We start from the raw sequence: 26,317 nt of genomic DNA, 5'->3' as shown, positions 1-26,317 counted from the left end.
AGCGACCAGCACCCGTGGTTCCAGGAGTCCAGGAAGGACCCCGACGGCCCCTACGGCGACTACTACATGTGGGCCGACGACGACAAGCAGTACGGTGACGCCCGCATCATCTTCGTCGACACCGAGGTCTCCAACTGGACCTTCGACCCGGTCCGCAAGCAGTACTTCTTCCACCGCTTCTTCTCCCATCAGCCGGACCTGAACTACGAGAACCCGGCCGTCCAGGAGGAGATCCTTTCCGCGCTGAGGTTCTGGCTGGACCTGGGAATCGACGGTTTCCGGCTGGACGCCGTGCCCTATCTGTACGCGGAAGAAGGCACGAACTGCGAGAACCTCCCGGCCACGCATGAGTTTTTGAAGCGGGTGCGGAAGGAGATCGACGCCCACTACCCGGACACGGTGCTGCTGGCGGAGGCCAACCAGTGGCCGGAGGACGTCGTCGACTACTTCGGCGATTTCCGAAGCGGCGGCGACGAGTGCCACATGGCGTTCCACTTCCCCGTGATGCCGCGGATCTTCATGGCCGTGCGGCGGGAGTCGCGCTACCCGGTCTCGGAGATCCTCGCCAAGACCCCGGCCATCCCGTCGGGCTGCCAGTGGGGCATCTTCCTGCGCAACCACGACGAGCTGACCCTCGAAATGGTCACCGACGAAGAGCGCGACTACATGTACGCGGAATATGCCAAGGACCCGCGGATGCGGGCCAACATCGGCATCCGCCGCCGGCTCGCCCCCCTGCTGGACAACGACCGCAACCAGATCGAGCTGTTCACCGCCCTGTTGCTGTCGCTGCCCGGCTCGCCGATCCTCTACTACGGCGACGAGATCGGCATGGGCGACAACATCTGGCTCGGCGACCGCGACGCCGTCCGCACGCCCATGCAGTGGACGCCCGACCGCAACGCCGGCTTCTCGTCGAGCGACCCGGGGCGGCTGTTCCTGCCCACGATCATGGACCCGGTCTACGGCTACCAGGTCACCAACGTCGAGGCGTCGATGTCCTCGCCGTCCTCTCTGCTGCACTGGACGCGCCGGATGATCGAGATCCGCAAACAGAATCCGGCGTTCGGACTCGGTTCCTACACGGAACTCCAGTCGTCGAATCCGGCGGTGATCGCATTCCTGCGTGAATACGAGGACGATCTCGTCCTGTGCGTGAACAACTTCTCGCGGTTCGCGCAGCCGACGGAACTGGATCTGCGCCGGTTCACCGGGCGACATCCGGTCGAGCTGTTCGGCGGGGTGCGATTCCCGGCCATCGGTGAACTGCCGTACTTGCTGACCCTTGGCGGGCACGGCTTCTACTGGTTCCGGCTGCGCAAGGAAGCCGCCTGAGACCCCGGGCGGGGCGGTTTCCTCCGCCCCGCCCGGGGCACGCATCAGTAACACCCCGACCGGCCCGGGGAAAGGACGCGACGCCATGTCGGAAGCCGTCACCCGTACCTTTACGACCTCTCCCGGTCTCCTTCCCTCGTTGGAGCCGCTGCTGCGGGAGTGGTTGCCACGACAGCGCTGGTTCGCGGGCAAAGGGCGTCCGGTCACCGGGTTCTCACTGGTGGCGGCCACCGAGCTGCTGCCGCCCGGCGGCAGGCTGGGCCTGTACCACCTCCTGGTGCGCGCCCATCAGCCACTCGCGCCCGTGCCGGGCGCCGCCGAGCAGCCCGCGGACTGCTACCAGCTCCTCATAGGCGAGCGCGAGGCGTTGCCGCCGCGGCTGGCGCCCGCGCTGATCGGACACGTCGCCGACGGCCCGCTCGCCGGACGCACGGTGTACGACGCGCTGTACGACACCCGCCCCGCCGAGCTGCTTCTCGAGGCGCTGCGCTCCGAAGCCCGGATCGGCGGTCTGCGGTTCGAGCGGGACGGGGGTCGGGAGATCCGGTCCGGTCTGGTGCCGCGCCTGGTCACGTCCGAGCAGTCGAACTCGTCGGTCGTGTACGGCGATACGTTCATCCTGAAGCTGCTGCGTCGCGTCGTACCCGGCGTCAACCCCGACCTGGAGCTGCCGCTGGCGCTGGCCCGCGAGAGCTGCGACCGGGTGCCCGCGCCGACGGCGTGGATCCGGGCGGAGCTGGCAGGCGAGCCGTACGTCCTGGGCGTCCTGCAGCCCTTCGTGCAGGGCGCGACGGACGGCTGGGAGCTGGCGCTGCGCGAGCTGGCCAAGGGCGAGGACTTCGCCGCCGCGGCCCGGGCGCTCGGCCGCGCGACGGCGGAGGTGCACATGGCCCTCGCCCGCACGCTGCCGACCGTGACCCTGCAGCACGCGCAGGTGCAGCAGCTGGTCGACGGCATGGTCGAGCGGCTGGACGCGGCCGCGCAGGCGGTGCCCGCGCTGCGGCCGTACGCGCCCGACCTGCGGTCCGCCTTCGCGGCGCTGGCCGACCTCGCCGCCGAGGGCTGCACCTGGACCGCCCAGCGCATCCACGGCGATCTGCACCTCGGGCAGTGCCTGCGCTCGCCCGCCGGACAGTGGTGGCTGATCGACTTCGAGGGCGAGCCGTCGAAGCCGCTGGCCGAGCGCCGGATGCCGCAGCCGCCGGTGCGCGACGTCGCCGGGATGCTGCGCTCCTTCGACTACGCCGCCCACTCGGCCGACCCGCCGGTACCGGGCTGGGCGGACGCCTGCCGGGCCGCGTACTGCTCCGGGTACGCGCAGGTCGGCGGAGTCGATCCGCGGACCGATCCGGTGCTGCTGCGCGCGTACGAGACCGACAAGGCGATCTACGAGGTCGTCTACGAGGCCCGTCACCGGCCCGACTGGCTCCCGGTACCGCTGTCGGCGATACGCCGCCTCGCCGCGGACGACGGTCCCCCGGCGCCCGCGACTCCCACCCCCGTATCCCCACCCTCGCCTAGGAGGCCCCGCCCGTGACCCCCCGCACCACTTCTTCCAGCGGTTCGGATCCGCAGCTGACGGCCGGCGCACCGGCCGTGGAGACGACCGAGGAGAAGGCCGAGAAAAGCGTCGCGAAGAAGGTGACGACAAGGGCCGCCGAGAAGGCCGCGGAGGCCGTGAGGAAGGGGACGGCGAAGAAGGCGGCCACGAAGACCGCCGCGGCCGGGAAGACGACCGCGAAGAAGACGACCGCCAAGAAGGCGGCGGCGAAGAAGGCCACGGCCAAGAAGACCGCCGCCGAGAAGGCACCGGCCAAGAAGACGGCAGCCAAGAAGACGGCAGCCGCGAAGACCCCCGCGCAGAAGACGGCCGCCAAGAAGGCACCGGCCAAGAAGGCGACCGCGAAGAAGACCGTCGCGAAGAGCACGGCTGCCGAGAAGGCCGCACCCGCGGGCAAGGACGCCAAGAAGATCCCCGCTCAGAAGGCCACCGCCAAGAAGATCCCCGCGCAGAAGGCCACGGCGGGCAAGGCCGCCGCGCCGTACTCCGCCCCGCCGCCGAAGACGCCCGTCGCCGTCTCTGCCGCCCTCGGCGCCTGCGCCCTCGACGCATCCGACCGCGACCGCCTCCTCGGCGGCACGCATCACGACCCGCACTCCGTCCTGGGCGCGCATCCGGCACCCGGTGGTGTCGCCTTCCGTGCCTTCCGGCCGTACGCCCTGTCGGTGACCGTCGTCGCCGGAAGCCTGCGGGCGGAACTGCACGACGACGGGGAGGGCTTCTTCTCGGGGCTGTTGCCGCTGCGGGAGGTGCCGGACGGCTACCGGCTGCTCGTGGCGTACGAGGGGACGGTCCAGGAGGCCGAGGACGCGTACCGCTTCCTGCCCGCGCTGGGCGACCTCGACCTCCATCTGATCGGCGAGGGCCGGCACGAGCAGCTGTGGCGGGCGCTCGGCGCCGAGCCGATGACCCACCAGGGCGTGACCGGAACCCGCTTCACGGTGTGGGCGCCGAACGCACGTGGCGTGTCCCTCGCCGGCACCTTCAACTACTGGGACGGCACGGGGTACCCGATGCGCTCGCTCGGCGGCACCGGCGTCTGGGAGCTGTTCGTGCCCGGCATCGGCGAGGGCGAGCTGTACAAGTTCGAGATCACCCGGCCGGACGGCTCGAAGACCCTGCGCGCCGACCCGATGGCCCGTCGTACGCAGGCCCCGCCCGAGACGTCGTCCATCGTGCACGCCTCGCACCACGAGTGGGGGGACGACGAGTGGCTGGCGCGACGCGCGGAGCGGCCCGCGCACGAGGCGCCGTTCTCGGTCTACGAGGTCCACCTCGCCTCCTGGCGACCCGGGCTGACATACCGTCAACTCGCCGAGCAGCTGCCCGCGTACGTCAAGGACCTGGGCTTCACCCACGTCGAGCTGATGCCGGTCGCCGAGCACCCCTTCGGCGGTTCCTGGGGCTACCAGGTCACCGGCTTCTACGCGCCCACGGCCCGCCTCGGCACCCCCGACGACTTCAAGTACCTGGTCGACTCCCTGCACCGGGCCGGCATCGGCGTGCTGATGGACTGGGTGCCGGCGCACTTCCCGCGCGACGAGTGGGCGCTGGCTCAGTTCGACGGGCGTCCGCTGTACGAGCACGAGGATCCGCTGCGGTCCGCGCACCCGGACTGGGGCACGCTGGAGTTCGACTTCGGCCGCACGGAGGTGCGCAACTTCCTGGTCGCCAACGCCCTGTACTGGTGCGAGGAGTTCCACATCGACGGCCTGCGCGTGGACGCGGTCGCCTCCATGCTCTACCTGGACTACTCGCGTGAGCCGGGACAGTGGGTGCCGAACGAGCACGGTGGGCGGGAGAACCTGGACGCGGTGGCATTCCTGCAGGAGATGAACGCCACGGTGTACCGGCGGGTGCCGGGGGTCGTCACCATCGCGGAGGAGTCCACGGCCTGGGACGGCGTGACCCGCCCGACGCATGTGACCGGGCCTGGCGGCTTCGGGGGCCTCGGCTTCGGGCTGAAGTGGAACATGGGCTGGATGCACGACTCGCTTCAGTACATGGCCAAGGAGCCGGTGCACCGCAAGTACCACCACAACGAGATGACGTTCTCGATGGTGTACGCCTACAGCGAGAACTACGTCCTGCCCATCTCCCACGACGAGGTGGTGCACGGCAAGCGGTCACTGGTCTCCAAGATGCCCGGCGACTGGTGGCAGCAGCGCGCCAACCACCGCGCCTACCTGGGCTTCATGTGGGCCCACCCGGGCAAGCAACTGCTGTTCATGGGGCAGGAGTTCGCGCAGGGCGCCGAGTGGTCCGAGGCGCACGGCCCGGACTGGTGGCTGCTGGATCCGGCGTACGGGGCGGAGGCGGACCACCGGGGGGTGCGGGACCTGGTCCGCGACCTCAACACGGTCTACCGGCACACGCCGGCGCTCTGGCAGCGGGACACCGACGCGTCCGGGTTCGAGTGGGTGGTCGGGGACGCGGCCGACGACAACGTCTTCGCGTTCCTGCGCTACGACGCGGAAGGGGCTCCGCTGCTGGCGGTGTCGAACCTGTCTCCGGTCGTCCGGCACGACTACCGGCTGGGCGTTCCCGACGACGTGCCTGCCTGGCACGAGGCGCTGAACACCGATGCGGCGAAGTACGGGGGCAGTGACGTCACCCATCCCGACCCCATCAAGCCGGAGGCCCAGCCTTGGCACGGCCGCACGGCCAGCATCACGCTGACCCTGCCGCCGCTGGCCACGGTCTGGTTGCGGCCGGCCTAGCGCAGTCGTTCGCCCATCCTGAAGGGGCTGCCGCCCTTTCGACCCCCGTTCCTCGAACGCCGGGCGGGCTGGCTTCCAGCCCGTCCGGCGTTTCGAGGACGAGGCCCCTTCAAGGGCCGAAGCGGCGCGTCCGGGGGCGACAGCCCCCGTCGACGGGAAGGGGCAGGGGCGGCGGGGGCGAAACCCGGTTCAGGTGGTGACCAGCGCCTTCGGCAACCGTCCCGTGTGCAACACCCCCAGCCGTTGCGTGGCCCGTGTCAACGCCACGTACAGATCACTCGTGCCGTACAACCCCGGCTCCACCACCAGCACCGAGTCGAACTCCAGCCCCTTCGACTGACGCGGGTCGAGCAGCACGACGGTCCGTGTGAGGTCGGGCTGCTCCCCCGCCGTCACCCCGTCCAACCCCGCCGCCAGCCTGCGGTGCAGATGGCGCGGCGCGATGACCGCGAGCCGGCCCTCGGCCGGGGTCAGTTCCCCGACCGCCTCGGCCACGGCGCCGGGCAGGTCGTCGGTGGCCCGTACCCACGGCCGTACACCGGTCGAGCGCACCGAGCTCGGCGGCTCGAAGTCGGGGTCCTCGGCGCGCACCACGGCCGCCGCGAGCTCCATGATCTCGGCCGGGGTGCGGTAGTTGACGCCGAGGCGGGTGTGGTCCCAGCGGTCCTCGACGTAGGGCGCGAGGATCTTCGACCACGAGCCGACGCCCGCGGCTTCCGCCGTCTGGGCCGGGTCGCCGACCAGCGTCATGGAGCGGGTCGGGCAGCGCCGCATGAGCAGCCGCCAGGCCATCGGCGACAGCTCCTGCGCCTCGTCGACGATGATGTGCCCGAACGCCCAGGTCCGGTCGGCCGCGGCCCGCTCGGCGGCGCTGCGGTGGTCGTCCTCCTCCTGGCGTTCGGCGAAGCGCTCGGCATCGATGATGTCGTGCGCGGAGAGGACCTCGGAGCCGTCGGGGTCGCCGTCCTCCTTGTCCTCGAACTCGTACGTCCGGGAGGCGTACGACACGTCCAGCACGCCCTGCGCGTAGGCGATCTGCGTCTGGCGCTCGCGCTCGGCCCGTGCCCGCGCCACCCGGTCGTCCTCGCCGAGCAGCTCGGCGGCCTCGTCGAGCAGCGGCACGTCGGCCACGGTCCACTGCCGCGTGACCGGGCGGCGGACGGCGGCCGCGTCCTCGTCGGGGAGGTAGCCCACGGGGTCGGCGAGGAAGTCGGCGACCAGCCGCTGCGGCGTCAGGCGCGGCCACAACTGGTCGATGGCGGCCCAGACCTCGGGGTTCTCGGCGATCTCGTCCCGGATCTGGGTGATGTCACTGGCGTCCAGCAGGTTGGTGCCGTCGTAGGGGTCGGTGCCGACGCGTTCGGCGTACAGCTCGGTGAGCGTGTTGAGGATGTGGCCCTCGAAGTGCTCGCGGGCGACGTTGTGCGGCAGCTTGGCGGCGCGGGTGCGCTCACGGGCCACTCGTACGAGGTCGTCGTCGAGCATCAGCACCTCGCGGTCGTGCTCGATCGCGATCACCGGGTCGGGCAGCGCCTGCCAGTCGCGGACGACCTCGGCGAGGACGTCCGCCATGTCGGCACGGCCCTTCACCGCGGCCGCCTCCCGGGTGTCGGTCGCCGTGGCCCGTACGCCGGGGAACAGTTCGCCGACCGTGGCCAGCAGCACGCCGGTCTCGCCGAGCGAGGGCAGCACCTCGCCGATGTAGCCGAGGAAGGCGGGGTTGGGTCCGACGATGAGGACCGCCCGTTTGGCCAGCAGTTCCCGGTACTCGTACAGCAGGTAGGCGGCGCGGTGCAGGGCGACGGCCGTCTTGCCGGTGCCGGGGCCGCCCTCGACGACCAGGACACCGCGGTGGGGTGCCCGGATGATCTCGTCCTGCTCGGCCTGGATGGTCTGCACGATGTCGGTCATCCGGCCGGTGCGCGCCGAGTTGAGCGCGGCGAGCAGGACGGCGTCGCCGGTCGGGTCCTCGTGGCCGGTCCTCTCCTGGTCGCCCAGGTCGAGGATCTCGTCGTGCAGAGCGGTGACCGTACGGCCGCTGGTGGTGATGTGCCGCCTGCGCCTGATGCCCATCGGGGTGTGGCCGGTGGCCAGGTAGAAGGGGCGGGCGACGTCGGCGCGCCAGTCGATCAGGATCGGCGTGCGCTCGGCGTCGTCGGTGCGCAGGCCGATTCGGCCGATGTGGTGGTGGACGCCCGAGGACAGGTCGATCCGGCCGAAGCAGAGCGAACCGTCCACCGCGTTCAGCGCGGCGAGCAGCCCGGACCGCTCGGCGACCAGGATGTCCCGCTCCAGCCGGGCCTGCATGGGCTTGTCACCCTGGGCGAGCGCGTCCGTGACACCGGCCTCGGTGTCACCGCGCAGGGCGTCCACGCGCGCGTACAGGCCGTCGATGAATTCCTGCTCGCGCCGCATTTCACCGTCTTGGAATTCGGTGTTTGACAATTCCGCTCCCGCCCGGATATACTGTGCTCACTGAACTTTTCCGCGACCGGCCATCGCGAAGTCGCGAACCATTGAATATACCTAAAGAAATCCCCCGAGCGCAATTGCTCGGGGGATTTTCTGTATTCCGGTTCCGGTGGGTCGAGAGCGCGTCGGATCAGACCACGTCGGACAGTTCCTCCAGCAGCCGCCGCTTGGACCGCGCCCCCACCATCGACAGCACGGGCTCACCGCCGCGGAAGACCATGAACGTCGGCATCGACAGCACCTTGTACGCGTTGGTGGTCAGCGGGTTGGTGTCCACGTCCAGCTGGACCACCTTGAGCCGCTCCCCCTCCTCCTCCGCGAGTGCGCTGAGCACCGGCCCCATCTGCCGGCACGGCGGGCACCAGTCCGCGGTGAACTCCACCAGTACCGGCAGCTCCGCCCCGATCACCTCCGCCCCGAAATCCGCGTCCGTCACCTCGGCCACACCCGCCGCCCTGATCACAGCTCCCGCCCTCCCAGTTCGCACAACGGCTCCGGACCACCCGGAACCAGCGCGTCGGCGGCCAGTTCGTCCCGCGCCGCCTCCGCGCGCGCCAGCTGCGCCCGGACCTTCGTCCGCACCGTCTGCAACTCACCGATCAGCGCGTCGAGTTCGTCCAGCTTGCGCCGGTAGACAGCGAGCGACGCCGGGCAGGAGTCGCCCTCCGGATGCCCGGCCCGCAGGCACTCCACGAACGGCCGTGTCTCCTCCAGCTCGAACCCGAAGTCCTGGAGCGTCCGGATCTGGCGGAGCAGTTCGAGATCGCTCTCGTCGTAGGTCCGGTATCCGTTCTCCCCGCGCCGCGCGGGCAGCAGCCCGCGCGCCTCGTAGTACCGCAGCGCCCGCGTCGTGGTCCCGGCCCGTGCGGCCAGCTCGCCGATTCGCATACGTCGAACGTAAGCCTTGACGCCGACGTCAGGGCAACAGCGGTTTTCGCTCCACCGGGGAGGTGAGCACGATCGAGGTCGTCGTACGCCCGAGCGCGGAGATCTCCTCCAGGACATGCTCCAGGTGGACGGTGTCCCGGACGGCGACCTTGAGGATCCAGCAGTCCTCGCCGACCACATGGTGCACCTCGGTGATCTCCGGGCGCTCGATGAGCTCCAGGGTCCTCGGGTGCTTGAGGTTGTAACCGCCGTGCGGATTGACCCGGATGAAGGCCTGGATGCCGTAGCCCAGCCGGGCCGGGACGACATGGGCGCCGTAGCCGGTGATCGCACCGGACGCCTCCAGTCTGCGCACCCGCTCGGTGACGGCGGCCGGGCTGAGCCGCACCCGGCGGCCCAGCTCGCTCAGCTTGATCCGGCCGTCGGTCTGGAGCAGCTCCAGGATCTGCCGGTCCAGCGCATCGAAGGCCGCCGATGTTTCGCTGGCGGTGGCCCGAAGATGCCGTGGTTCTTTCGGTGCGGTGGCCTGAACTCCCATGGTTCCCCCTTCAGGACGCCGTGGTGCGCCAGGAAGATTATGGTCATGGAAAAGGCACGGGAAGTACTGGTCATCGGCGGCAACCGCTATTTCGGCAAGCGGCTCATCGCGCGTCTGCTCGCCGCCGGGGACCGGGTGACGGTCCTGAACCGGGGGTCGTCGCCGCCACCGCCGGGGACGGTGCATCTGGTCGCCGACCGCGACGACGAGAAGTCCCTGACGGACGCCCTCGGTTCGCGCGTCTTCGACGTCATCGTCGACCAGGTCTGCTACACCCCGCGGCAGGCGGACGTCGCCCGCCGGATCTTCACCGGCCGCACCGGCCGCTACGTCATGACCTCGACCGTCGAGGTGTACGAGTACGAGGACGCGACCACGCTCGTGGGCGAGGGGGCCGTCGACGCGCGCACGGTCCACGTCGACCTCGACCTCCCCTGGACGGAACCGGAGTTCCTCGCGGCCCACTACGGCGAGGGCAAGCGCCAGGCGGAGGCGGTGCTCGCCGCGGACCCCGCGTTCCCGTACACGGCCGTGCGCGTCGCCCACGTCATGGGCGGGGACGACGACTTCACCGGCCGGCTGGACCACTACGCCGAACGGATCGGCAGCGGCACGCCGATCTCCGTGCCCGTCGACAACCGGCCGGCCACCTACATCCACGTCGAGGAGATCGCCGACTTCCTGTTCTGGGCCGCGGGCGAGGACTTCACGGGCCCGGTCAACGCGGCCTCCCACGGGCTGCTGACCACTCAGGAGCTGTGCGACGCGGTGGCCGCGCACGTCCCCGGCGGCAAGGCGGTGTTCCGGGCCGTCGAGGTCGGCGAGGTCTCCCCGTTCTCCTTCCGCCGCTCCTACGGCATGGACAACTCCCGGGCCGCCCGGCTCGGCTTCCCCTTCGGCCGGACCCGGCAGTGGCTGCCGCGGGCCGTCGCCGAGACCCTCGGAAAGGGCGACTGACATGCGGTACCGCACACTCGGCGACGTACCGGTGAGCGCCGTCGGGCTCGGCGCGATGCCGCTGTCCATCGAGGGCCGGCCGGACGAGGAACGCGCCCTGGCCACCGTGCGCGCCGCCCTGGACGCGGGCGTGACGCTGCTGGACACGGCGGACTCTTACCACCTGCCCGGGGCCGGGCCCGGCCACAACGAACGCCTCGTGGCGCGCGCGCTCAAGGGTGCCGCCGCCGGCGTACTGGTGGCCACGAAGGGTGGCCGCGGCCGTCACGCCGACGGCGGCTGGACGGTGAACGGCGATCCACGCCATCTGAAGTCGGCCGCCGAGGGCTCCCTCAGGCGGCTCGGCGTCGACACCATCGACCTCTACCAGCTGCACAAGCCCGACCCTGCCGTGCCCTTCGAGGAATCGGTGGGCGCGCTGCGCGAGCTGCTCGACGAGGGCAAGATCCGACGCGCCGGCATCTCCAACGCGGACGTGGGGCAGATCCTGGTGGCCCGCGAGATCCTGGGCGACCGACTGGTCTCGGTGCAGAACCGGTACTCACCCGCCGTGCGCGACAGCGAGCCGGAACTGCGGCTGTGCGCCGAACTGGGGCTCGCGTTCCTGCCGTGGAGCCCGCTGGGCGGCATCTCCCGCAGCTCCCTGGACGGACCGGCACCGGCCGAGGGCGAGGTGCGCTTCGGCGCCTTCCACGCGGTGGCGGCCGCACATGGCGTCAGCCCTCAACAGGTCTGCCTCGCCTGGTTGTCGGCGAAGTCACCCACCGTCATCCCGATCCCGGGCGCTAGCCGGCCCGAGACGATCCGGGACTCGGCCGGCGCGACGGAGCTGGAGCTGAGCCCGGCGGAGCTGACACTGCTGGACGGCGACGGGACCACTCGGACGAGCTGAACACCCGACCAGGGCGGACCCCGCACCCGGACCCGCCCCTGTCACTCCCCCGGCGCGGCAGCACCGTGCGCCTGAGGCGCGGTCCTGGGATGCGGGGCGACGAACGCCGACCGGGCGGCTGCGCGACGGGGGAGCGTCTCAGCCGCCCGGAGGGCGATGGCCGGGTGCCCGGCCCCGGTTCAGGCGGGGCCGGGCACCCGGAGCGGGCGGGGCCGGAGGTCAGGCCTCAGGCCTTGGCGAGTTCCTTCTCGCCGCCCTGTTCGGGCACCTCGGCCGGGGCGCCGTGACCGTGGTCGTCGTCCAGGAGCGTCGTCTCGTCGAACGGCAGCTGCCCGGCGAGCACCTGGTTGACCTTCTCCTTGTCGATCTCCTTCGTCCACGTGCCGATCAGGACCGTGGCCACCGCGTTACCCGCGAAGTTCGTCAGGGCGCGGGCCTCGCTCATGAAGCGGTCGATGCCGACGATGAGGCCGATGCCGTCCACGAGGGCGGGCTTGTGCGACTGGAGACCGCCGGCCAGCGTGGCCAGGCCCGCGCCGGTGACACCGGCGGCGCCCTTCGAGGCGACCAGCAGGAACAGCAGCAGCGGGATCTGCTCGCCCACCGACATCGGCGTGCCCATGGCGTCGGCGATGAACAGGGACGCCATGGTCATGTAGATCATGGTGCCGTCGAGGTTGAAGGAGTAGCCGGTCGGGACGGTGATGCCGACCACCGGCTTGCTGACGCCGAGGTGCTCCATCTTCGCGATGAGGCGCGGCAGCGCGGACTCCGAGGAGGACGTCGACAGGATCAGCAGGAACTCACGGCCCAGGTACTTGAAGAGCGTGAGGATGTTCAGGCCGGCGACGAGCCTCAGCAGCGCGCCGAGCACGATGAAGACGAAGAGGAAGCAGGTGACGTAGAAACCGAGCATCAGGATGGCGAGCTGCTTGAGCGCGTCCAGTCCGGCCGACCCGGTGACGGCGGCGATGGCACCGAAGGCGCCGATCGGGGCGGCCCACATCACCATGCCGAGGATGCGGAAGACGAGGCGCTGGATGTGCTCGATCCCGCGCAGGATCGGCTCCCCGGCCGAGCCCATGGCCTGCAGCGCGAAGCCGGCGAGCAGGGCGACGAGCAGGGTCTGCAGGACCGACTCCGAGGTGAAGGCGGAGACGATCGTGGTCGGGATGATGCCGAGCAGGAACTCGGTGGTGTCCTTGGCCTCGGCGTCGACCTGCGCGTGCCCGGCGTCCTTGACGGCGTCGGTGACGGCGAGCCCGGTGCCCGGCTCCAGGATGTTGCCGACGACAAGACCGATACCGAGTGCGACCAGCGACATCGCCAGGAAGTAGACCATCGCGATACCGCCGACGGCGCCGACCTTGGCGGCCTTCCGTACCGAGCCGATACCCAGCACGATCGTGCAGAAGATGATCGGCGAGATCATCATCTTGATCAGGTTCACGAAGCCCGTACCGATGGGCTTCAGCTCCACCGCGAAGTCGGGTGCGACCAGACCCACGGTGATACCGAGGGCCACCGCGATGATCACGGCGATGTAGAGGTAGTGCGTGCGGTCCCGCTTGGCGACGGGTGCGGCAGGTGCCGTATCGGGGGAACTGGCGGCGGCCACGGCTGCCCTCCTTGACGTCTTCGTCGGCATCACCGGCGTGCGGCTCACGTCCGGGGTGGGGGTTCGCTGAGCGGGTGCCGCGCCCCGGTCCGGGGACGACGCCCTGGGGACGGGGGTCGTATTCAGCGATGCGGTGACTATCTCCCGCTGTGTGAGGGCGGTCACCCTTCCGTTCATTTAGTTCACAATCGGCCAGGGAGGCAGACTGACGGCATGCGCATCCCCGTCCCGAGACCCCGCAGCCTGGCCGGCCAGCTCTTCGCCATGCAGGCGGTGCTGATAGCGGTGCTCGTCGCCGGGTACGCGGTGTTCACGTACGTCAGCGACCGCGGCCAGGCCGAGGACGCCGCCGGAAGGCAGGCCATGGCCGTGGCCCAGTCGATCGCGGACGCCCCGTCCGTGCGGGAGGCGATCCGCACCCCCGATCCGACGGCCGAGCTCCAGCCGTACGCCCTGCGGGTCCAGCGCGACGCCGAGGTCGACTTCGTCACGATCATGAACCCGGAGGGCATCCGCTGGACGCACCCCGACCCGAAGCAGATCGGCCAGCACTTCCGCGGGCACACGGAGCGCGCCCTGCGCGGGGACCCCTTCACCGAGACGTACACCGGCACGCTCGGCTCGTCCGTGCGCGCCGTGGTGCCGATCTACGACGGCGACACGGCACCGAGGAGCATCGTCGGGCTGGTCAGCGCGGGCATCCGGGTCGAGGAGATCAGCAAGCGGGTGCAGGACCAGCTGACGGCGCTGCTCGGGGTGGCGGCGGGCGCGCTGGCGCTGGGCGCGATCGGCACGTACGTCATCAACGCCCGGCTGCGGCGGCACACCCACGGCATGAACGCCGCCGAGCTGAGCCGGATGCACGACTACCACCAGGCCGCGTTGCACGCCGTGCGCGAGGGGCTGCTGATGCTGGACGGGCAGTACCGGGTGGCGTTGATCAACGACGGCGGGCGCGAGCTCCTCGGGGTGCCCGCCGACGTGGTGGGGCGGTCGGTCGCGGAGCTGGGGCTGCCGGCGCCGCTGACGGGGGCCCTGCTGGCCTCGGAGCCACGGGTCGACGAGGTGCATCTGGCGGCGGAACGGGTGCTGGTGGTCAACACCTCGCCGGTCTCCGGCGGTGAGCGGCGGGGCACGGTCGTGACCTTGCGGGACGTGACCGAACTCCAGTCGCTCATGGGAGAGTTGGACTCGGAGCGGGGTTTCACCCAGGCGCTGCGGTCGCAGGCGCACGAGGCGGCGAACCGGCTGCACACGGTGGTCTCGCTGATCGAGCTCGGACGGGCCGACGAGGCGGTGGAGTTCGCCACCGCCGAACTGGAGCTGGCGCAGGCCCTGACGGACCAGGTCGTCGCGGCGGTCAGCGAGCCGGTGCTGGCGGCGCTGCTGCTGGGCAAGACGGCCCAGGCCAACGAGCGGGGCGTGGAACTCGTCGTGTCGCAGGACAGCCGGCTGGACGACCGGCTGCTGCCGCCGTCGCTGCCCGCCCGGGACCTGGTGACGATCCTCGGCAACCTCATCGACAACGCGGTGGACGCGGCGCAGGGGAGCGTGCGGGCGCGGGTGACGGTGACGGTGTACACCGAGGACGCGGAGCTGGTGCTGCGGGTCTGCGACACGGGGGCCGGGGTGGACCCCGCACACGCGGACGCGGTGTTCGAGCGCGGCTTCTCCACGAAGCCGGCGGGGCCGGGCGGGCGCGGGCTGGGGCTGGCGCTGGTGCGGCAGGCGGTGCATCGGCACGACGGTGCCCTGGCGGTCGCCGGGGCCGCCGAGGGCGGGGCGGAGTTCGAGGCGCGGTTGCCGTTGGGCGAGGGCGGCCGTGGTGCCGTGAGTGACGGCCCGGAGGGCGACGGCGCTGTGAGTGAGGACGCGGGGCGCCCGTCGGCGGGCGAGCCCGTGCCGGGCGGCCGGGGTGCGCGGCGGGCGGGGTCCGCGCCGGGCGCCGAGGGCGCGGCGGTTTCGAGAGGTGACGTATGACGGCGGCCGAGCAGGCGATTCGCGTCCTGGTCGTGGAGGACGACCCGGTGGCGGCGGACGCGCATGTGATGTACGTGGGGCGGGTGCCGGGATTCGTCGCGGTCGGCAAGGCGCACACGGGGGCGGAGGCTCGGCGCGCCCTGGAGCGGACGCCGGTGGACCTGCTGCTGCTCGATCTGCATCTGCCGGATGTGCACGGACTGCAACTGGCCCGGTCGTTGCGGGCGGCCGGGCATCACGCGGACGTGATAGCGGTGACGTCGGCGCGGGATCTGGCCGTGGTGCGCGAGGGGGTGTCGCTGGGCGTCGTGCAGTACGTCCTCAAGCCCTTCACCTTCGCAACGCTGCGCGACCGGCTGGTGCGGTACGCCGAGTTCCACGCGGCCGTGGGGGAGGCGAGCGGACAGGACGAGGTGGACCGGGCGCTGGCGGCACTGCGCGCCCCCGGACCGGCGGCGCTTCCCAAGGGGCTCAGCGCACCCACGCTGGAACGGGTGACCGGGGCGCTGCGGGAGGCCGAGGAAGGGCTCACGGCGGCCGGGGTGGCCGAGGCGGTGGGCATCTCCCGGATCACGGCCCGGCGCTATCTGGAGCATCTGGTGGAGGCGGGCAGGGCCGAGCGCAAGCCGGTCTACGGGCAGGTGGGAAGGCCGGAGTTGGTGTACCGGTGGGTTCCGGGCACGGGTGCTGGCCGGTAGCCGGCACCCGCGTCCCGTCCTTGCGCGCGGACTCCTTGACCTGACCAGCCCAATCCTTCGCAGACGCATTGACCTGACCTGACCACCCAACCTACGTTCACCAGGCAGCCATCCCCGCGCCACAACGACGTGCGCCCGCAGGAGGTCATGCCCGTGCGCCCCACCGCCGCCCTCCCCACACTCCTCGCCCTCACCCTTGCCGCCGCAGCCACCCTCACCGCCTGCGGCAGCGGATCGGGAAGTGATCCGGACACCCTCAAGGTCTCCTTCAAGCAGTCCACGGACAACTCCATCAAGGTGATGGACACCTACCTCGCGGACATCAGGAAGCAGTTCGAGGAGGCGAACCCCGGCAAGAAGGTCGAGTTCGTACCCATCAAGGCCCCGGACTCGGAGTACTACACCAAGCTCCAGCAGATGATGCGCTCCCCCAAGACCGCCCCCGACCTGGTCTACGAGGACACCTTCCTCATCAACTCGGACATCACCAGCGGGTACTTGAAGCCCCTCGACCCCTATCTCGCCCGGTGGAAGGACTGGGGGCGGTTCATCGACACGGCGAAGGCCGCGGCCAAGGGCGAGGACGGCAGGACGTACGGCGTCCCGGACGGTACCGACACCCGGGGCCTGTGGTTCAGCAAGGACGTCTTCGCGAAGGCCGGTCTGCCCGCCGACTGGCAGCCGAAGACCTGGGAGGACGTCCTCGACGCCGCCCGTGCCGTCAAGCAGAAGGTCCCGGACGTCATCCCCCTGAACATCTACACCGGCAAGCCCGTCGGTGAGGCCGCCACCATGCAGACGTTCGAGATGCTGCTGTACGGCACGAACGACGGCACCTCGGATCCGCTGTACGACAAGGGCAGCAAGAAGTGGATCGCCGGCAGTCAGGGCTTCGAGGACGCCCTGGCCTTCGTGGAGACCGTCTACAAGGAGAAGCTCGGCCCCGAGGTCTCCGACGCCCTCGACCCCAACGTCATGACCCGGGTCCGCGGCGAGTGGCTCCCGCAGGGCAAGCTCGCGATCGCCCTCGACGGCTCCTGGCTCCCGCAGGACTGGCTGCCGGGCAGCGGTCACGAGTGGCCCGAGTGGTCGAAGGAACTGGGTCTGGCCGCCATGCCCACCCAGAAGGGCCAGGCACCCGGCAAGGTGAGCATGTCCGGCGGCTGGACCTGGTCGATCCCGGCGAAGGCGGGCAACCCCGACCTGGCCTTCGAGTTCATCAAGACCATGCAGACGAAGGCGAACGCCCAGAAGTGGTACATCGCCAACTCGGGCATCGCGGTCCGCGAGGACGTGGCCTCCGACCCCGCGTACGTGAAGGCCCAGCCCGGCATCGCGTTCTTCACGGACCTCGTCGCCAGCACCCACTACCGGCCCGCCTACCCGGCGTACCCGAAGGTCTCCACCGCCGTCCAGGAGGCGATGGAGGGCGTGACGACGGGGGACATGTCGGTCGAGGAGGCGGCCGCGGGCTACGACGAGGAACTGCGGGCGGCCACGGACGGCCAGGTGACCGAGAAGTGAACCGGGCCGTGGACCGGGACGTGAGCGGCTGCGAGGGCCGCCCATGACCGCCGAAGCACGGCACGCGGTGGACCCGGCGTCCACCAAACCCCCATCCGGTGCGCCGCGTTCGCGCCCCGGTTCCGGCACGCGCGGCGCGGGCCGCCGCGCCCTCGGCCGGGCCCTGCCCCTCTCCCCCGCCCTGGTCCTGCTGCTCCTCTTCCTCGCCGGCCCCATCGCGTACTGCGCCTACATCGCGTTCACCGACCTCCAACTGACCGGTCAGGCCGAGGAGTCGTTCGTCGGCTTCGACAACTTCCGTACCGCCTTCGCCGACGAGGCGTTCCTGAACGCGGTGTGGCTCACCCTCGTGTTCACGGTCGTCTCGGCCCTGATCGGCCAGAACACGCTGGGCCTGGCCCTGGCCGCGATGATGCGGCGGGCGTCGAAGCCCGTGCGCACGGTGGTGGGCGGCATCGTCATCACCGCGTGGGTCCTGCCGGAGGTCGTCGCCGGATTCCTCCTCTACGCCTTCTTCCGCCGTGAGGGCACCCTGAACGCCATCCTGGACTGGCTGCACCTGCCCACCCAGAACTGGCTGTTCACCCTCCCGATCCTGGCGGTGTCCTTCGCCAACGTGTGGCGGGGCACGGCCTTCTCGATGCTGGTCTACTCGGCGGCCCTCGACGAGATCCCGAAGGAGATCACGGAGGCGGCTGAGGTCGACGGCGCGGACGGCCCGCGCCGCCTGTGGCACATCACCCTCCCGATGATCCGCCGTTCCATCGGCACCAACCTCATGCTGATCACCCTCCAGACCCTGTCCGTCTTCGGTCTGATCTGGGTGATGACCAGGGGCGGCCCGGGCGGCAGGAGCCAGACGCTGCCGCTGTTCATGTACGAGGAGGCGTTCCAGAAGAGCATGATCGGCTACGGCACGGCCGTAGCCCTGCTGCTCCTGGTGGTGGGCTCGTTGTTCTCGGTGGTGTACCTGCGGCTTCTGCGAACGGAGGTGTGACGCCATGCCCCGGCCGCTCGCGTCCCGCCGGACGACGCACCGCCTGGCCGCGGACGCGGGCCTGCTGGCTGTGGCCGCCGCGTTCGTGCTCCCCCTGGCATGGGTGATCCTGTCCTCGCTGGACACGGACGCCGACCTCCGGGTGAAGGTCCCCGAGGGAGTGACCCTGGACAACTTCGACGCGGTCCTGACCCCGGACATCACGTTCACCCCGCTGCTCAACAGCCTCCTCCTGTGCGGCGGCGGTACGGCCCTGACGGTGGCGTGCGCGGCCCTGGCCGCCTACCCGCTGTCGCGGTTCCGGTCCCGCTTCAACCGGCCGTTCCTGCTCACGATCCTCTTCGCGACGTGCCTGCCCATAACGGCGATCATGGTGCCGGTGTACGCGCTGTTCGTGCGGGTGAACCTGATCGACACCATGCAGGGCACGGTCTTCTTCTTCGCCGCCTCCCAACTGCCGTTCGCCGTCTGGCTGATGAAGAACTTCATGGACGGAGTACCGAAGGAGCTGGAGGAGGCGGCCTGGACCGACGGGGCGTCGTCGCTGCAGTCGCTGGTGCGGATCGTGCTGCCGCTGATGGGGCCGGGCGTGGCGGTGGTGACGGTGTTCTCGTTCGTGATGATGTGGGGCAACTTCTTCGTCCCGTTCATGCTGCTGCTCACACCGGACCAGATGCCGGCGGCGGTGAGCATCAACGAGTTCTTCGGGAACCGGGGCACGGTGGTCTACGGGCAGCTGGCGGCGTTCTCGATCATCTACTCGACGCCGGTGATCCTGCTGTACGTGATGGTGGCGCGGCGGCTGGGCGGGGGGTTCGCGTTGGGCGGGGCGGTCAAGGGGTGAGGGCTCGCGGGACGCCGGAGCGTCGGGATCGAGCCGCACCCCGCCCGCTCCGGCACCCCGATCCGCGGCCCCGGGTGCCGCACTCGTCTTCGACGACCGGTCGTGCGGGCGATCCCCGCGCGAGCCGTTCGGCGTCCGCCCGGACGGGCCGGACCCCGTACCGGAATCGGAAGCCTTCGCGAATATGCTCCGTGACCTTGCCGTTCACCGGACGTGACGAGCAGCCTGAGCCGCCGCACCACCACCCCGGCACCGGCCTCACCTCCGGCCCACCCGGCGGCGCGGGCGATCCCCCTGCCGACGAACCGGCGAGTAGCCGTATCTTCCTACAATCCGTGATCCTGGCCGAACAGACCGTAGTCACCACGCGCCGCTCGCCCTACGTTGTGGCCCGTGCGCCGACCCCCAGCTCAACCGAACCAGCCGAACCGCTCCGGCCGGACCAGCCGGTCCGGTCACCGGACCCCGCCCACTCCCCCGTTCGACGCCCCCGCCGCCCGCCGACTCCGCACCGCGCTCAACATGGGGCCCGAGCACGTCGCCTACGGCATGCGGGCCTCGTACGGACTGCCCTATGTCACCCAGGACCTGATCGTCGCGTGGGAACGTGAGATCGCCGCCCCGACCAGCACCGAACTCACCGCGCTCGCGGGTGTGCTGTGGTGCTCGCCCAGCGAGCTCCTCGGCAAGCCCCGCACCCTGCGTGAACACCGCATCGCCCGCGGCCTGGCGCCCGAGGACGTCGCCCGGACCGTCGGGCACGAGCCGGCCGCCTATCTCCACATGGAGGAGCACGACGACTGGCGCGGCACCGATCGCCAGTCCGCCGCCCTGGCCGAGGTGCTCGGCCTGTCGATCCCCGACCTCATCACCGTCACGGGGCGCGACGGCAGGCTCGCCGAACTGCTGCGCAGTGCCGTGACGACGCGCTGGCAGGCGTACGTCCGCCCGGTCGGCAAGATGGTGCCCCTGGACCGGCGCGTTCTGGAGACCGCTCTGCAGGAGCTGCACCAGGACTACCAGGGGCAGATGACCGCCACTTTGAGCTGGGGCGGCGGCAACAGCGAGACCAGCGCGGCCGGCCGGGAGTTCCTCGACCGGATCGTGGAACGCTTCTGGACCAGGGTCCAGCACGGCACCGGCTAGAAGACCGACTCGGCCTCGTCCATCCGGTCCTTGGGCACCGTCTTCAGTTCGGTGACCGCCTCGGCCAGCGGCACCATCACCACGTCGGTGCCCCGCAGCGCGGTCATCCTGCCGAACTCGCCCCGGTGCGCGGCCTCCACCGCGTGCCAGCCGAAGCGGGTGGCGAGGACGCGGTCGTACGCGGTCGGTACGCCACCGCGCTGGACGTGGCCGAGGATGACCGGCTTGGCCTCCTTGCCGAGGCGGCGCTCCAGCTCGAACGCGAGTGCCGTGCCGATGCCCTGGAAGCGCTCGTGGCCGTACTGGTCGATCTCGCCCTTGCCGTAGTCCATCGTGCCGTCGGCCGGGTGGGCGCCCTCGGCGACGCAGATCACCGCGAACTTCTTGCCGCGCGAGAACCGCTCCTCGACCATCTTCACGAGGTCGGCGGGGTCGAACGGGCGCTCCGGGAGGCAGATTCCGTGTGCGCCGGCCGCCATGCCGGACTCCAGCGCGATCCAGCCCGCGTGCCGGCCCATGACCTCGACCACCATCACACGCTGGTGGGACTCGGCCGTCGTCTTCAGGCGGTCCATGGCCTCCGTGGCGACACCGACCGCGGTGTCGAAGCCGAACGTGCGGTCGGTGGACGAGATGTCGTTGTCGATCGTCTTGGGGACGCCCACCACCGGCAGGCCCGCGTCCGACAGCATGCGCGCCGCCGTCAGGGTGCCCTCGCCGCCGATCGGGATCAGCGCGTCGATACCGAAGTCCGCGACCATGTCCTCGGCCCGGTCACAGGCCTCGCGCAGGCGGTCGCGCTCCAGCCGGGAGGAACCGAGGATGGTGCCGCCACGGGCCAGGATGCCGCTCACGCTGTCCAGGTCCAGGGCGCGGTAGCGGCCGTCCAGCAGGCCCGAGTAACCGTCCTCGAAGCCGATGACCTCGTCGTCGTAGTTGTCCACCGCCCGGTGCACGACCGACCGGATCACGGCGTTCAGGCCGGGACAGTCGCCGCCTGCGGTGAGAACTCCGATACGCATCGTGCTGTGTCTCCTGCTCGCTGTTGATACCGGTGAGCCAGTCCGATTGTTTCATGTCCGCACGGACGCTGTCGCTCCCCTACTGACGGGCGCCTTATCCACAGCCGGGGGTATTGTCAAGAGGGTTTCGCTCACCTCACTGGGCGATTTTGCGGCCCCGGTGACGACGGCGGACGAAGACGACGGACATCAGACGAAACGGAGAGCACGCGTGACGCGCAGCGTGTACGTGACCGGCATCGACCGCGGCGACGGCCGCCAGATCGTCGAACTGGGGGTCATGGAGCTGCTGACCCGGCAGGTCGACCGGGTCGGGGTGTTCCGGCCGCTGGTGCACCACTCCCCGGACCGCTTGTTCGAACTGCTGCGCGCCCGTTATCGCCTCTCCCAGGAGCCGTCCACGGTCTACGGCATGGACTACCACGAGGCGTCCGCCCTGCAGGCCGAGCGCGGGACCGACGAGTTGGTGTCCACGCTGGTCGACCGGTTCCTCGTCGTCGCCCGTGACTACGACGTCGTCCTCGTCCTCGGCACCGACTACGCCGACACCCAGCTCCCGGACGAGCTGTCCCTCAACGCCCGGCTCGCCAACGAGTTCGGCGCCTCCGTGATCCCGGTCGTGGGCGGCCGCAAGCAGCCCGCCGAGTCCGTCCTCGCCGAGACCCGCAACGCCTACCGGGCGTACGACGGGCTGGGCTGCGACGTGCTCGCCATGGTCAGCAACCGGGTCGCCCGGGAGGACCGGGACGAGATCGCCGAGGCGCTCCGCTCCCGGCTGCCCGTGCCCTGCTACGTCGTCCCCGACGAGCCCGCCCTGTCCGCGCCGACCGTCGCGCAGATAGCTCAGTCCCTGGACGCCGAGGTCCTGCTCGGCGACGACTCCGGGCTCGCGCGCGACGCCCTCGGCTTCGTGTTCGGCGGTGCGATGCTGCCGAACTTCCTGACCGCGCTGACCCCGGGCTGCCTGGTCGTCACCCCGGGCGACCGGGCCGACCTGGTCGTCGGGTCGCTGGCCGCGCACAGCGCCGGCACCCCGCCGATCGCGGGTCTGCTGCTCACCCTGAACGAGCGTCCCGGCGACGAGATCCTCACCCTCGCCTCCCGCCTCGCCCCGGGCACCCCGGTGCTCTCGGTGCCGGGCTACAGCTTCCCCACCGCCGAACAACTCTTCGCCCTGGAGGGGAAGCTGAACGCGGCGACGCCCCGCAAGGCGGAGACCGCCCTCGGCCTGTTCGAGCGTTACGTCGACACCGGCGACCTGCTGAAGCGGGTCTCGGCGCCGAGCAGCGACCGGGTCACGCCGATGATGTTCGAGCACAAGCTGCTGGAGCGGGCCCGCTCGGACATGCGCCGCATCGTGCTGCCCGAGGGCACCGAGCCCCGCGTCCTGCACGCCGCCGAGGTGCTGCTGCGCCGCAACGTCTGCGACCTCACCCTGCTCGGGCCGGTCGACCGGATCCGCAAGCAGGCCGCCGATCTCGGCATCGACCTGGGCGACAGCGAGCTGATCGACCCGGCGACCAGCGAGCTGCGCGACTCCTTCGCCGAGAAGTACGCCAAGCTGCGCGCCCACAAGGGGGTCACGGTGGAGCTGGCGTACGACGTCGTCTCCGACGTGAACTACTTCGGCACGCTGATGGTGCAGGAGGGGCTCGCCGACGGCATGGTGTCCGGCTCCGTGCACTCCACCGCCGCGACCATCCGGCCGGGGTTCGAGATCATCAAGACCAAGCCTGGGGGTCCCCCCTCCGGGGGAGCCTCCATCGTGTCGTCCGTCTTCTTCATGTGCCTCGCCGACCGGGTCCTCGTCTACGGCGACTGCGCCGTGAACCCCGACCCGAACGCCGAGCAACTGGCCGACATCGCCATCCAGTCGGCGGCGACCGCCGCGCAGTTCGGCGTGGAGCCGCGGATCGCGATGCTGTCGTACTCGACGGGTACGTCCGGTTCGGGCGCCGATGTCGACAAGGTGCGCGAGGCGACCGAGCTGGTGCGGGTGCGGCGGCCCGACCTGAAGATCGAGGGGCCCATCCAGTACGACGCCGCCGTGGAGCCGTCCGTCGCGGCGACCAAGCTGCCGGGGTCGGAGGTCGCCGGGCAGGCGACGGTTCTGATCTTCCCGGACCTCAACACCGGTAACAACACCTACAAGGCCGTGCAGCGCTCGGCCGGCGCGATCGCCGTCGGACCCGTCCTGCAGGGCCTGCGCAAGCCGGTCAACGACCTGTCCCGCGGCGCCCTCGTCCAGGACATCGTCAACACCGTCGCCATCACGGCGATCCAGGCCCAGTCCCCCGCCCCGTCCCTCAACGAGAAGGCCAGCGCCCAGTGAGCCCGACCCGTGTCCTCGTCCTCAACTCCGGCTCCTCGTCGGTGAAGTACCAGCTGCTCGACATGCGCGACAGCAGCCGCCTGGCCGCGGGCCTCGTCGAGCGCATCGGCGAGGAGACCTCCCGGCTCAAGCACACGCCGCTCGCCGGCGGCGGCGGCGGCGAGAGCCGGGAGTGGACCGGGGCGATCGCCGACCACGAGGCCGCCCTGAAGGCCGTGTCGGCGGAACTCGCCCGGGACGGCCTCGGCCTCGACTCGCCCGAACTGGCCGCCATCGGCCACCGGGTGGTGCACGGCGGCAAGCACTTCACCGAGCCGACCGTCATCGACGACGCCGTCCTCGCCGAGATCGAGCGGCTGATCCCGGTCGCCCCGCTGCACAACCCGGCCAACCTCACCGGCATCCGCACCGCCCGCGCGCTGCGCCCGGACCTGCCCCAGGTCGCCGTCTTCGACACCGCGTTCCACACGACGATGCCGGAGTCGGCCGCCCGCTACGCGATCGACGTCGAGACCGCCGACCGCCACCGCATCCGCCGCTACGGCTTCCACGGCACCTCGCACGCGTACGTCTCCCGGGCCACCGCGAAGCTGCTGGGCAAGGCGCCCGAGGACGTGAACGTCATCGTGCTGCACCTGGGCAACGGCGCGTCCGCGTCCGCCGTGCGAGGCGGTCGGTGCGTGGACACCTCCATGGGGCTGACGCCTTTGGAGGGGCTCGTGATGGGTACGCGATCCGGTGACATGGACCCGGCCGTCATCTTCCATTTGATGCGTGTCGGCGGAATGTCCACGGACGAGATCGACACTCTTCTCAACAAGAAGAGCGGGCTGATCGGACTGTGCGGGGACAACGACATGCGGGAGATCCGCCGCCGGATCGAGGAGGGTGATCAGCAGGCCGCTCTCGCGTTCGACATCTACATTCACCGCCTGAAGAAGTACATAGGCGCCTATTACGCGGTGCTCGGCAAGGTGGACGCGATCGCCTTCACCGCCGGGGTCGGTGAGAACGCGGCGCCGGTGCGGGAGGCGGCCGTGGCGGGCCTGGAGGAGCTGGGCCTGCTGGTGGACGGCGGGCTGAACGCCGTACGCAGTGACGAGCCGCGGCTGATCTCGCCGGCGCACGCGCGGGTTGCGGTGGCCGTGGTGCCTACGGATGAAGAACTGGAAATCGCGACACAGACGTATGCGCTGGTCGAGGAAAGCAACTGAGCGGTAACCAGAACTGAGCAGTAACCGCAACTGAGCGAGGTTCCGCCCATTTGTATCTTCCGCCAGACGGAATATTCCGTAGCGAAACAAACCGATAGGATCGCCCCATGCGCCGTTCGAAAATCGTTTGCACTCTCGGCCCCGCGGTCGACTCCCATGAACAGCTTGTCGCACTGATCGAGGCGGGCATGAATGTCGCCCGCTTCAACTTCAGCCATGGCACGCACGAAGAGCACCAGGGGCGGTACGACCGCGTCCGGGCCGCCGCCGCCGAGACCGGCCGCGCGATCGGCGTCCTCGCCGACCTCCAGGGCCCCAAGATCCGTCTGGAGACCTTCGCCGAAGGCCCGGTGGAGCTGGAGCGCGGTGACGAGTTCGTCATCACGACCGAGGACGTCCCGGGTGACAAGTCCATCTGCGGGACCACCTACAAGGGCCTGCCGGGCGATGTCACGCGCGGCGACCAGATCCTCATCAACGACGGCAACGTCGAGCTGAAGGTCCTGGACGTCGAGGGTCCGCGGGTGAGGACGATCGTCATCGAGGGCGGCGTCGTCTCCGACCACAAGGGCATCAACCTGCCCGGCGCGGCCGTGAACGTGCCGGCGCTGTCGGAGAAGGACGTCGAGGACCTGCGGTTCGCGCTGCGCATGGGCTGCGACCTGGTCGCCCTGTCCTTCGTGCGGGACGCGAACGACGTGCAGGACGTGCACAAGGTCATGGACGAGGTCGGCCGCCGCGTCCCGGTCATCGCCAAGGTGGAGAAGCCGCAGGCGGTCGCCAACATGGAGGACGTCGTGATGGCGTTCGACGGCGTGATGGTGGCCCGTGGCGACCTGGCCGTCGAGTACCCGCTCGAAAAGGTCCCGATGGTGCAGAAGCGGCTCATCGAGCTGTGCCGCCGCAACGCCAAGCCGGTGATCGTGGCGACCCAGATGATGGAGTCGATGATCACCAACTCCCGCCCGACCCGCGCCGAGGCCTCCGACGTGGCCAACGCGATCCTGGACGGCGCGGACGCCGTCATGCTGTCGGCGGAGTCCTCGGTCGGCGCGTACCCCGTCGAGACCGTCAAGACGATGTCGAAGATCGTCACCGCGGCCGAGCAGGAGCTGCTGAGCAAGGGCCTGCAGCCGCTCGTCCCCGGCAAGAAGCCCCGCACCCAGGGTGGTTCGGTCGCCCGCGCCGCCTGCGAGATCGCCGACTTCCTCGGCGGCAAGGGCCTGGTCGCCTTCACCCAGTCCGGCGACACCGCCCGCCGTCTGTGCCGCTATCGCGCCGCCCAGCAGATCATCGCGTTCACCACGGACGAGGAAACCCGCAACCAGATGACGCTCAGCTGGGGCGTGGAGCCGCACGTGGTGCCGTTCGTGGGCAGCACCGACGAGATGGTCGAGCTGGTGGACCAGGAGATCGTCAAGCTCGGCCTGTTCAACGAGGGCGACATCGTGGTCATCACGGCCGGCTCCCCGCCCGGGGTCCCCGGCACGACCAACATGGTCCGGGTGCACCACCTGGGCGGAGGCGCGCGGGACTGACCGCAGCGCCGCGACGAAAGGGCTGTGGCCCGGCCCCTCGA

The 26,317-nt window shown here is 70.5% G+C and carries 20 protein-coding genes; 14 read left to right on the top strand and 6 right to left on the bottom strand.

The window, feature by feature from the left end; translation table 11 throughout:
• The 3 genes from treS to glgB all read left to right on the top strand — a co-directional run.
• On the top strand, window positions 1-1,335 hold a 1,335-nt coding region (treS, locus tag ACWCPI_RS22615), incomplete at its 5' end, for a maltose alpha-D-glucosyltransferase (RefSeq protein ID WP_451039791.1).
• Window positions 1,336-1,420: 85 nt separating this feature from the next.
• Complete coding sequence (locus ACWCPI_RS22610) at window positions 1,421-2,872, top strand: maltokinase N-terminal cap-like domain-containing protein (protein WP_451039790.1); 1,452 nt, start codon at window positions 1,421-1,423, stop codon at window positions 2,870-2,872.
• Window positions 2,869-5,616 carry a 1,4-alpha-glucan branching enzyme gene (gene glgB / locus ACWCPI_RS22605; RefSeq protein WP_451039789.1) on the top strand — a complete coding sequence of 916 codons (2,748 nt, stop codon included), beginning with the start codon at window positions 2,869-2,871 and terminating at the stop codon, window positions 5,614-5,616. Before ACWCPI_RS22610 ends, glgB begins: the two co-directional genes overlap by 4 nt.
• Before the next feature lie 189 nt (window positions 5,617-5,805).
• On the opposite strand, the gene ACWCPI_RS22600 is transcribed toward glgB, so the two are convergent.
• The 4 genes from ACWCPI_RS22600 to ACWCPI_RS22585 form a co-directional block, all read right to left on the bottom strand.
• A complete protein-coding gene (locus ACWCPI_RS22600) occupies window positions 5,806-8,031 on the bottom strand; it encodes a HelD family protein (RefSeq protein WP_451039805.1) in 2,226 nt (741 codons plus the stop codon).
• Window positions 8,032-8,218: 187 nt separating this feature from the next.
• Entirely contained in the window at window positions 8,219-8,533 is a 315-nt protein-coding gene (locus tag ACWCPI_RS22595) for a thioredoxin family protein (RefSeq protein ID WP_451039804.1), read from the bottom strand.
• 14 nt (window positions 8,534-8,547) lie between these two features.
• Window positions 8,548-8,976 carry a MerR family transcriptional regulator gene (locus ACWCPI_RS22590; protein WP_451039788.1) on the bottom strand — a complete coding sequence of 143 codons (429 nt, stop codon included), beginning with the start codon at window positions 8,974-8,976 and terminating at the stop codon, window positions 8,548-8,550.
• 28 nt (window positions 8,977-9,004) lie between these two features.
• Window positions 9,005-9,514, bottom strand: a complete 510-nt coding sequence (locus ACWCPI_RS22585; protein ID WP_451039787.1) for an Lrp/AsnC family transcriptional regulator — start codon at window positions 9,512-9,514, stop codon at window positions 9,005-9,007.
• A 45-nt stretch (window positions 9,515-9,559) separates the two neighbouring features.
• Between ACWCPI_RS22585 and ACWCPI_RS22580 the strand changes: the two genes are divergently transcribed.
• The gene (locus tag ACWCPI_RS22580; RefSeq protein WP_451039786.1) at window positions 9,560-10,471 is read left to right on the top strand and encodes an NAD-dependent epimerase/dehydratase family protein; all 912 of its coding nucleotides are present in this window, start codon (window positions 9,560-9,562) and stop codon (window positions 10,469-10,471) included.
• A 1-nt stretch (window position 10,472) separates the two neighbouring features.
• Window positions 10,473-11,363 (top strand): aldo/keto reductase, encoded by an 891-nt coding sequence (locus ACWCPI_RS22575; protein ID WP_451039785.1) that lies wholly within the window; start codon window positions 10,473-10,475, stop codon window positions 11,361-11,363.
• 226 nt (window positions 11,364-11,589) lie between these two features.
• Here ACWCPI_RS22575 and ACWCPI_RS22570 read toward each other — a convergent pair whose 3' ends face one another.
• The gene (locus ACWCPI_RS22570; RefSeq protein ID WP_451039803.1) at window positions 11,590-13,011 is read right to left on the bottom strand and encodes a cation:dicarboxylate symporter family transporter; all 1,422 of its coding nucleotides are present in this window, start codon (window positions 13,009-13,011) and stop codon (window positions 11,590-11,592) included.
• Window positions 13,012-13,194: 183 nt separating this feature from the next.
• Here ACWCPI_RS22570 and ACWCPI_RS22565 point away from each other — a divergent pair, with 183 nt between their 5' ends.
• The 6 genes from ACWCPI_RS22565 to ACWCPI_RS22540 all read left to right on the top strand — a co-directional run bounded on the left by ACWCPI_RS22565 (window position 13,195) and on the right by ACWCPI_RS22540 (window position 20,170).
• A complete protein-coding gene (locus ACWCPI_RS22565) occupies window positions 13,195-14,961 on the top strand; it encodes a sensor histidine kinase (protein WP_451039784.1) in 1,767 nt (588 codons plus the stop codon).
• The gene (locus tag ACWCPI_RS22560) at window positions 14,958-15,659 is read left to right on the top strand and encodes a response regulator (protein ID WP_451039783.1); all 702 of its coding nucleotides are present in this window, start codon (window positions 14,958-14,960) and stop codon (window positions 15,657-15,659) included. Before ACWCPI_RS22565 ends, ACWCPI_RS22560 begins: the two co-directional genes overlap by 4 nt.
• 147 nt (window positions 15,660-15,806) lie before the next feature.
• Complete coding sequence (locus ACWCPI_RS22555; protein WP_451039782.1) at window positions 15,807-17,183, top strand: extracellular solute-binding protein; 1,377 nt, start codon at window positions 15,807-15,809, stop codon at window positions 17,181-17,183.
• Window positions 17,184-17,226: 43 nt separating this feature from the next.
• Window positions 17,227-18,180, top strand: a complete 954-nt coding sequence (locus ACWCPI_RS22550) for a carbohydrate ABC transporter permease (RefSeq protein ID WP_451039781.1) — start codon at window positions 17,227-17,229, stop codon at window positions 18,178-18,180.
• A gap of 4 nt (window positions 18,181-18,184) precedes the next feature.
• Complete coding sequence (locus ACWCPI_RS22545) at window positions 18,185-19,024, top strand: carbohydrate ABC transporter permease (RefSeq protein WP_451039780.1); 840 nt, start codon at window positions 18,185-18,187, stop codon at window positions 19,022-19,024.
• Window positions 19,025-19,408: 384 nt separating this feature from the next.
• A complete protein-coding gene (locus ACWCPI_RS22540; RefSeq protein WP_451039779.1) occupies window positions 19,409-20,170 on the top strand; it encodes a helix-turn-helix domain-containing protein in 762 nt (253 codons plus the stop codon).
• On the opposite strand, the gene ACWCPI_RS22535 is transcribed toward ACWCPI_RS22540, so the two are convergent.
• Window positions 20,167-21,192: an ATP-dependent 6-phosphofructokinase gene (locus ACWCPI_RS22535; protein ID WP_388801368.1), complete on the bottom strand. Its 1,026-nt coding sequence runs from the start codon at window positions 21,190-21,192 to the stop codon at window positions 20,167-20,169. The genes ACWCPI_RS22540 and ACWCPI_RS22535 overlap by 4 nt on opposite strands.
• Window positions 21,193-21,403: 211 nt before the next feature.
• Here ACWCPI_RS22535 and pta point away from each other — a divergent pair, with 211 nt between their 5' ends.
• The 3 genes from pta (at window position 21,404) to pyk (ending at window position 26,276) form a co-directional block, all read left to right on the top strand.
• On the top strand, window positions 21,404-23,524 hold the full coding sequence (gene pta, locus ACWCPI_RS22530) for a phosphate acetyltransferase (RefSeq protein WP_451039778.1): 2,121 nt from the start codon (window positions 21,404-21,406) through the stop codon (window positions 23,522-23,524).
• Window positions 23,521-24,738 (top strand): acetate kinase, encoded by a 1,218-nt coding sequence (locus ACWCPI_RS22525; RefSeq protein ID WP_451039777.1) that lies wholly within the window; start codon window positions 23,521-23,523, stop codon window positions 24,736-24,738. The genes pta and ACWCPI_RS22525 overlap by 4 nt, the downstream gene beginning before the upstream one ends.
• Before the next feature lie 107 nt (window positions 24,739-24,845).
• Window positions 24,846-26,276, top strand: a complete 1,431-nt coding sequence (pyk, locus tag ACWCPI_RS22520) for a pyruvate kinase (RefSeq protein ID WP_451039776.1) — start codon at window positions 24,846-24,848, stop codon at window positions 26,274-26,276.
• Window positions 26,277-26,317: the final 41 nt, after the last annotated feature.

This window comes from Streptomyces sp. NPDC001920, assembly GCF_053594495.1.
Note: the sequence above shows the minus strand (reverse complement) of the source record. Positions and strands in the feature narration are given on the sequence as shown.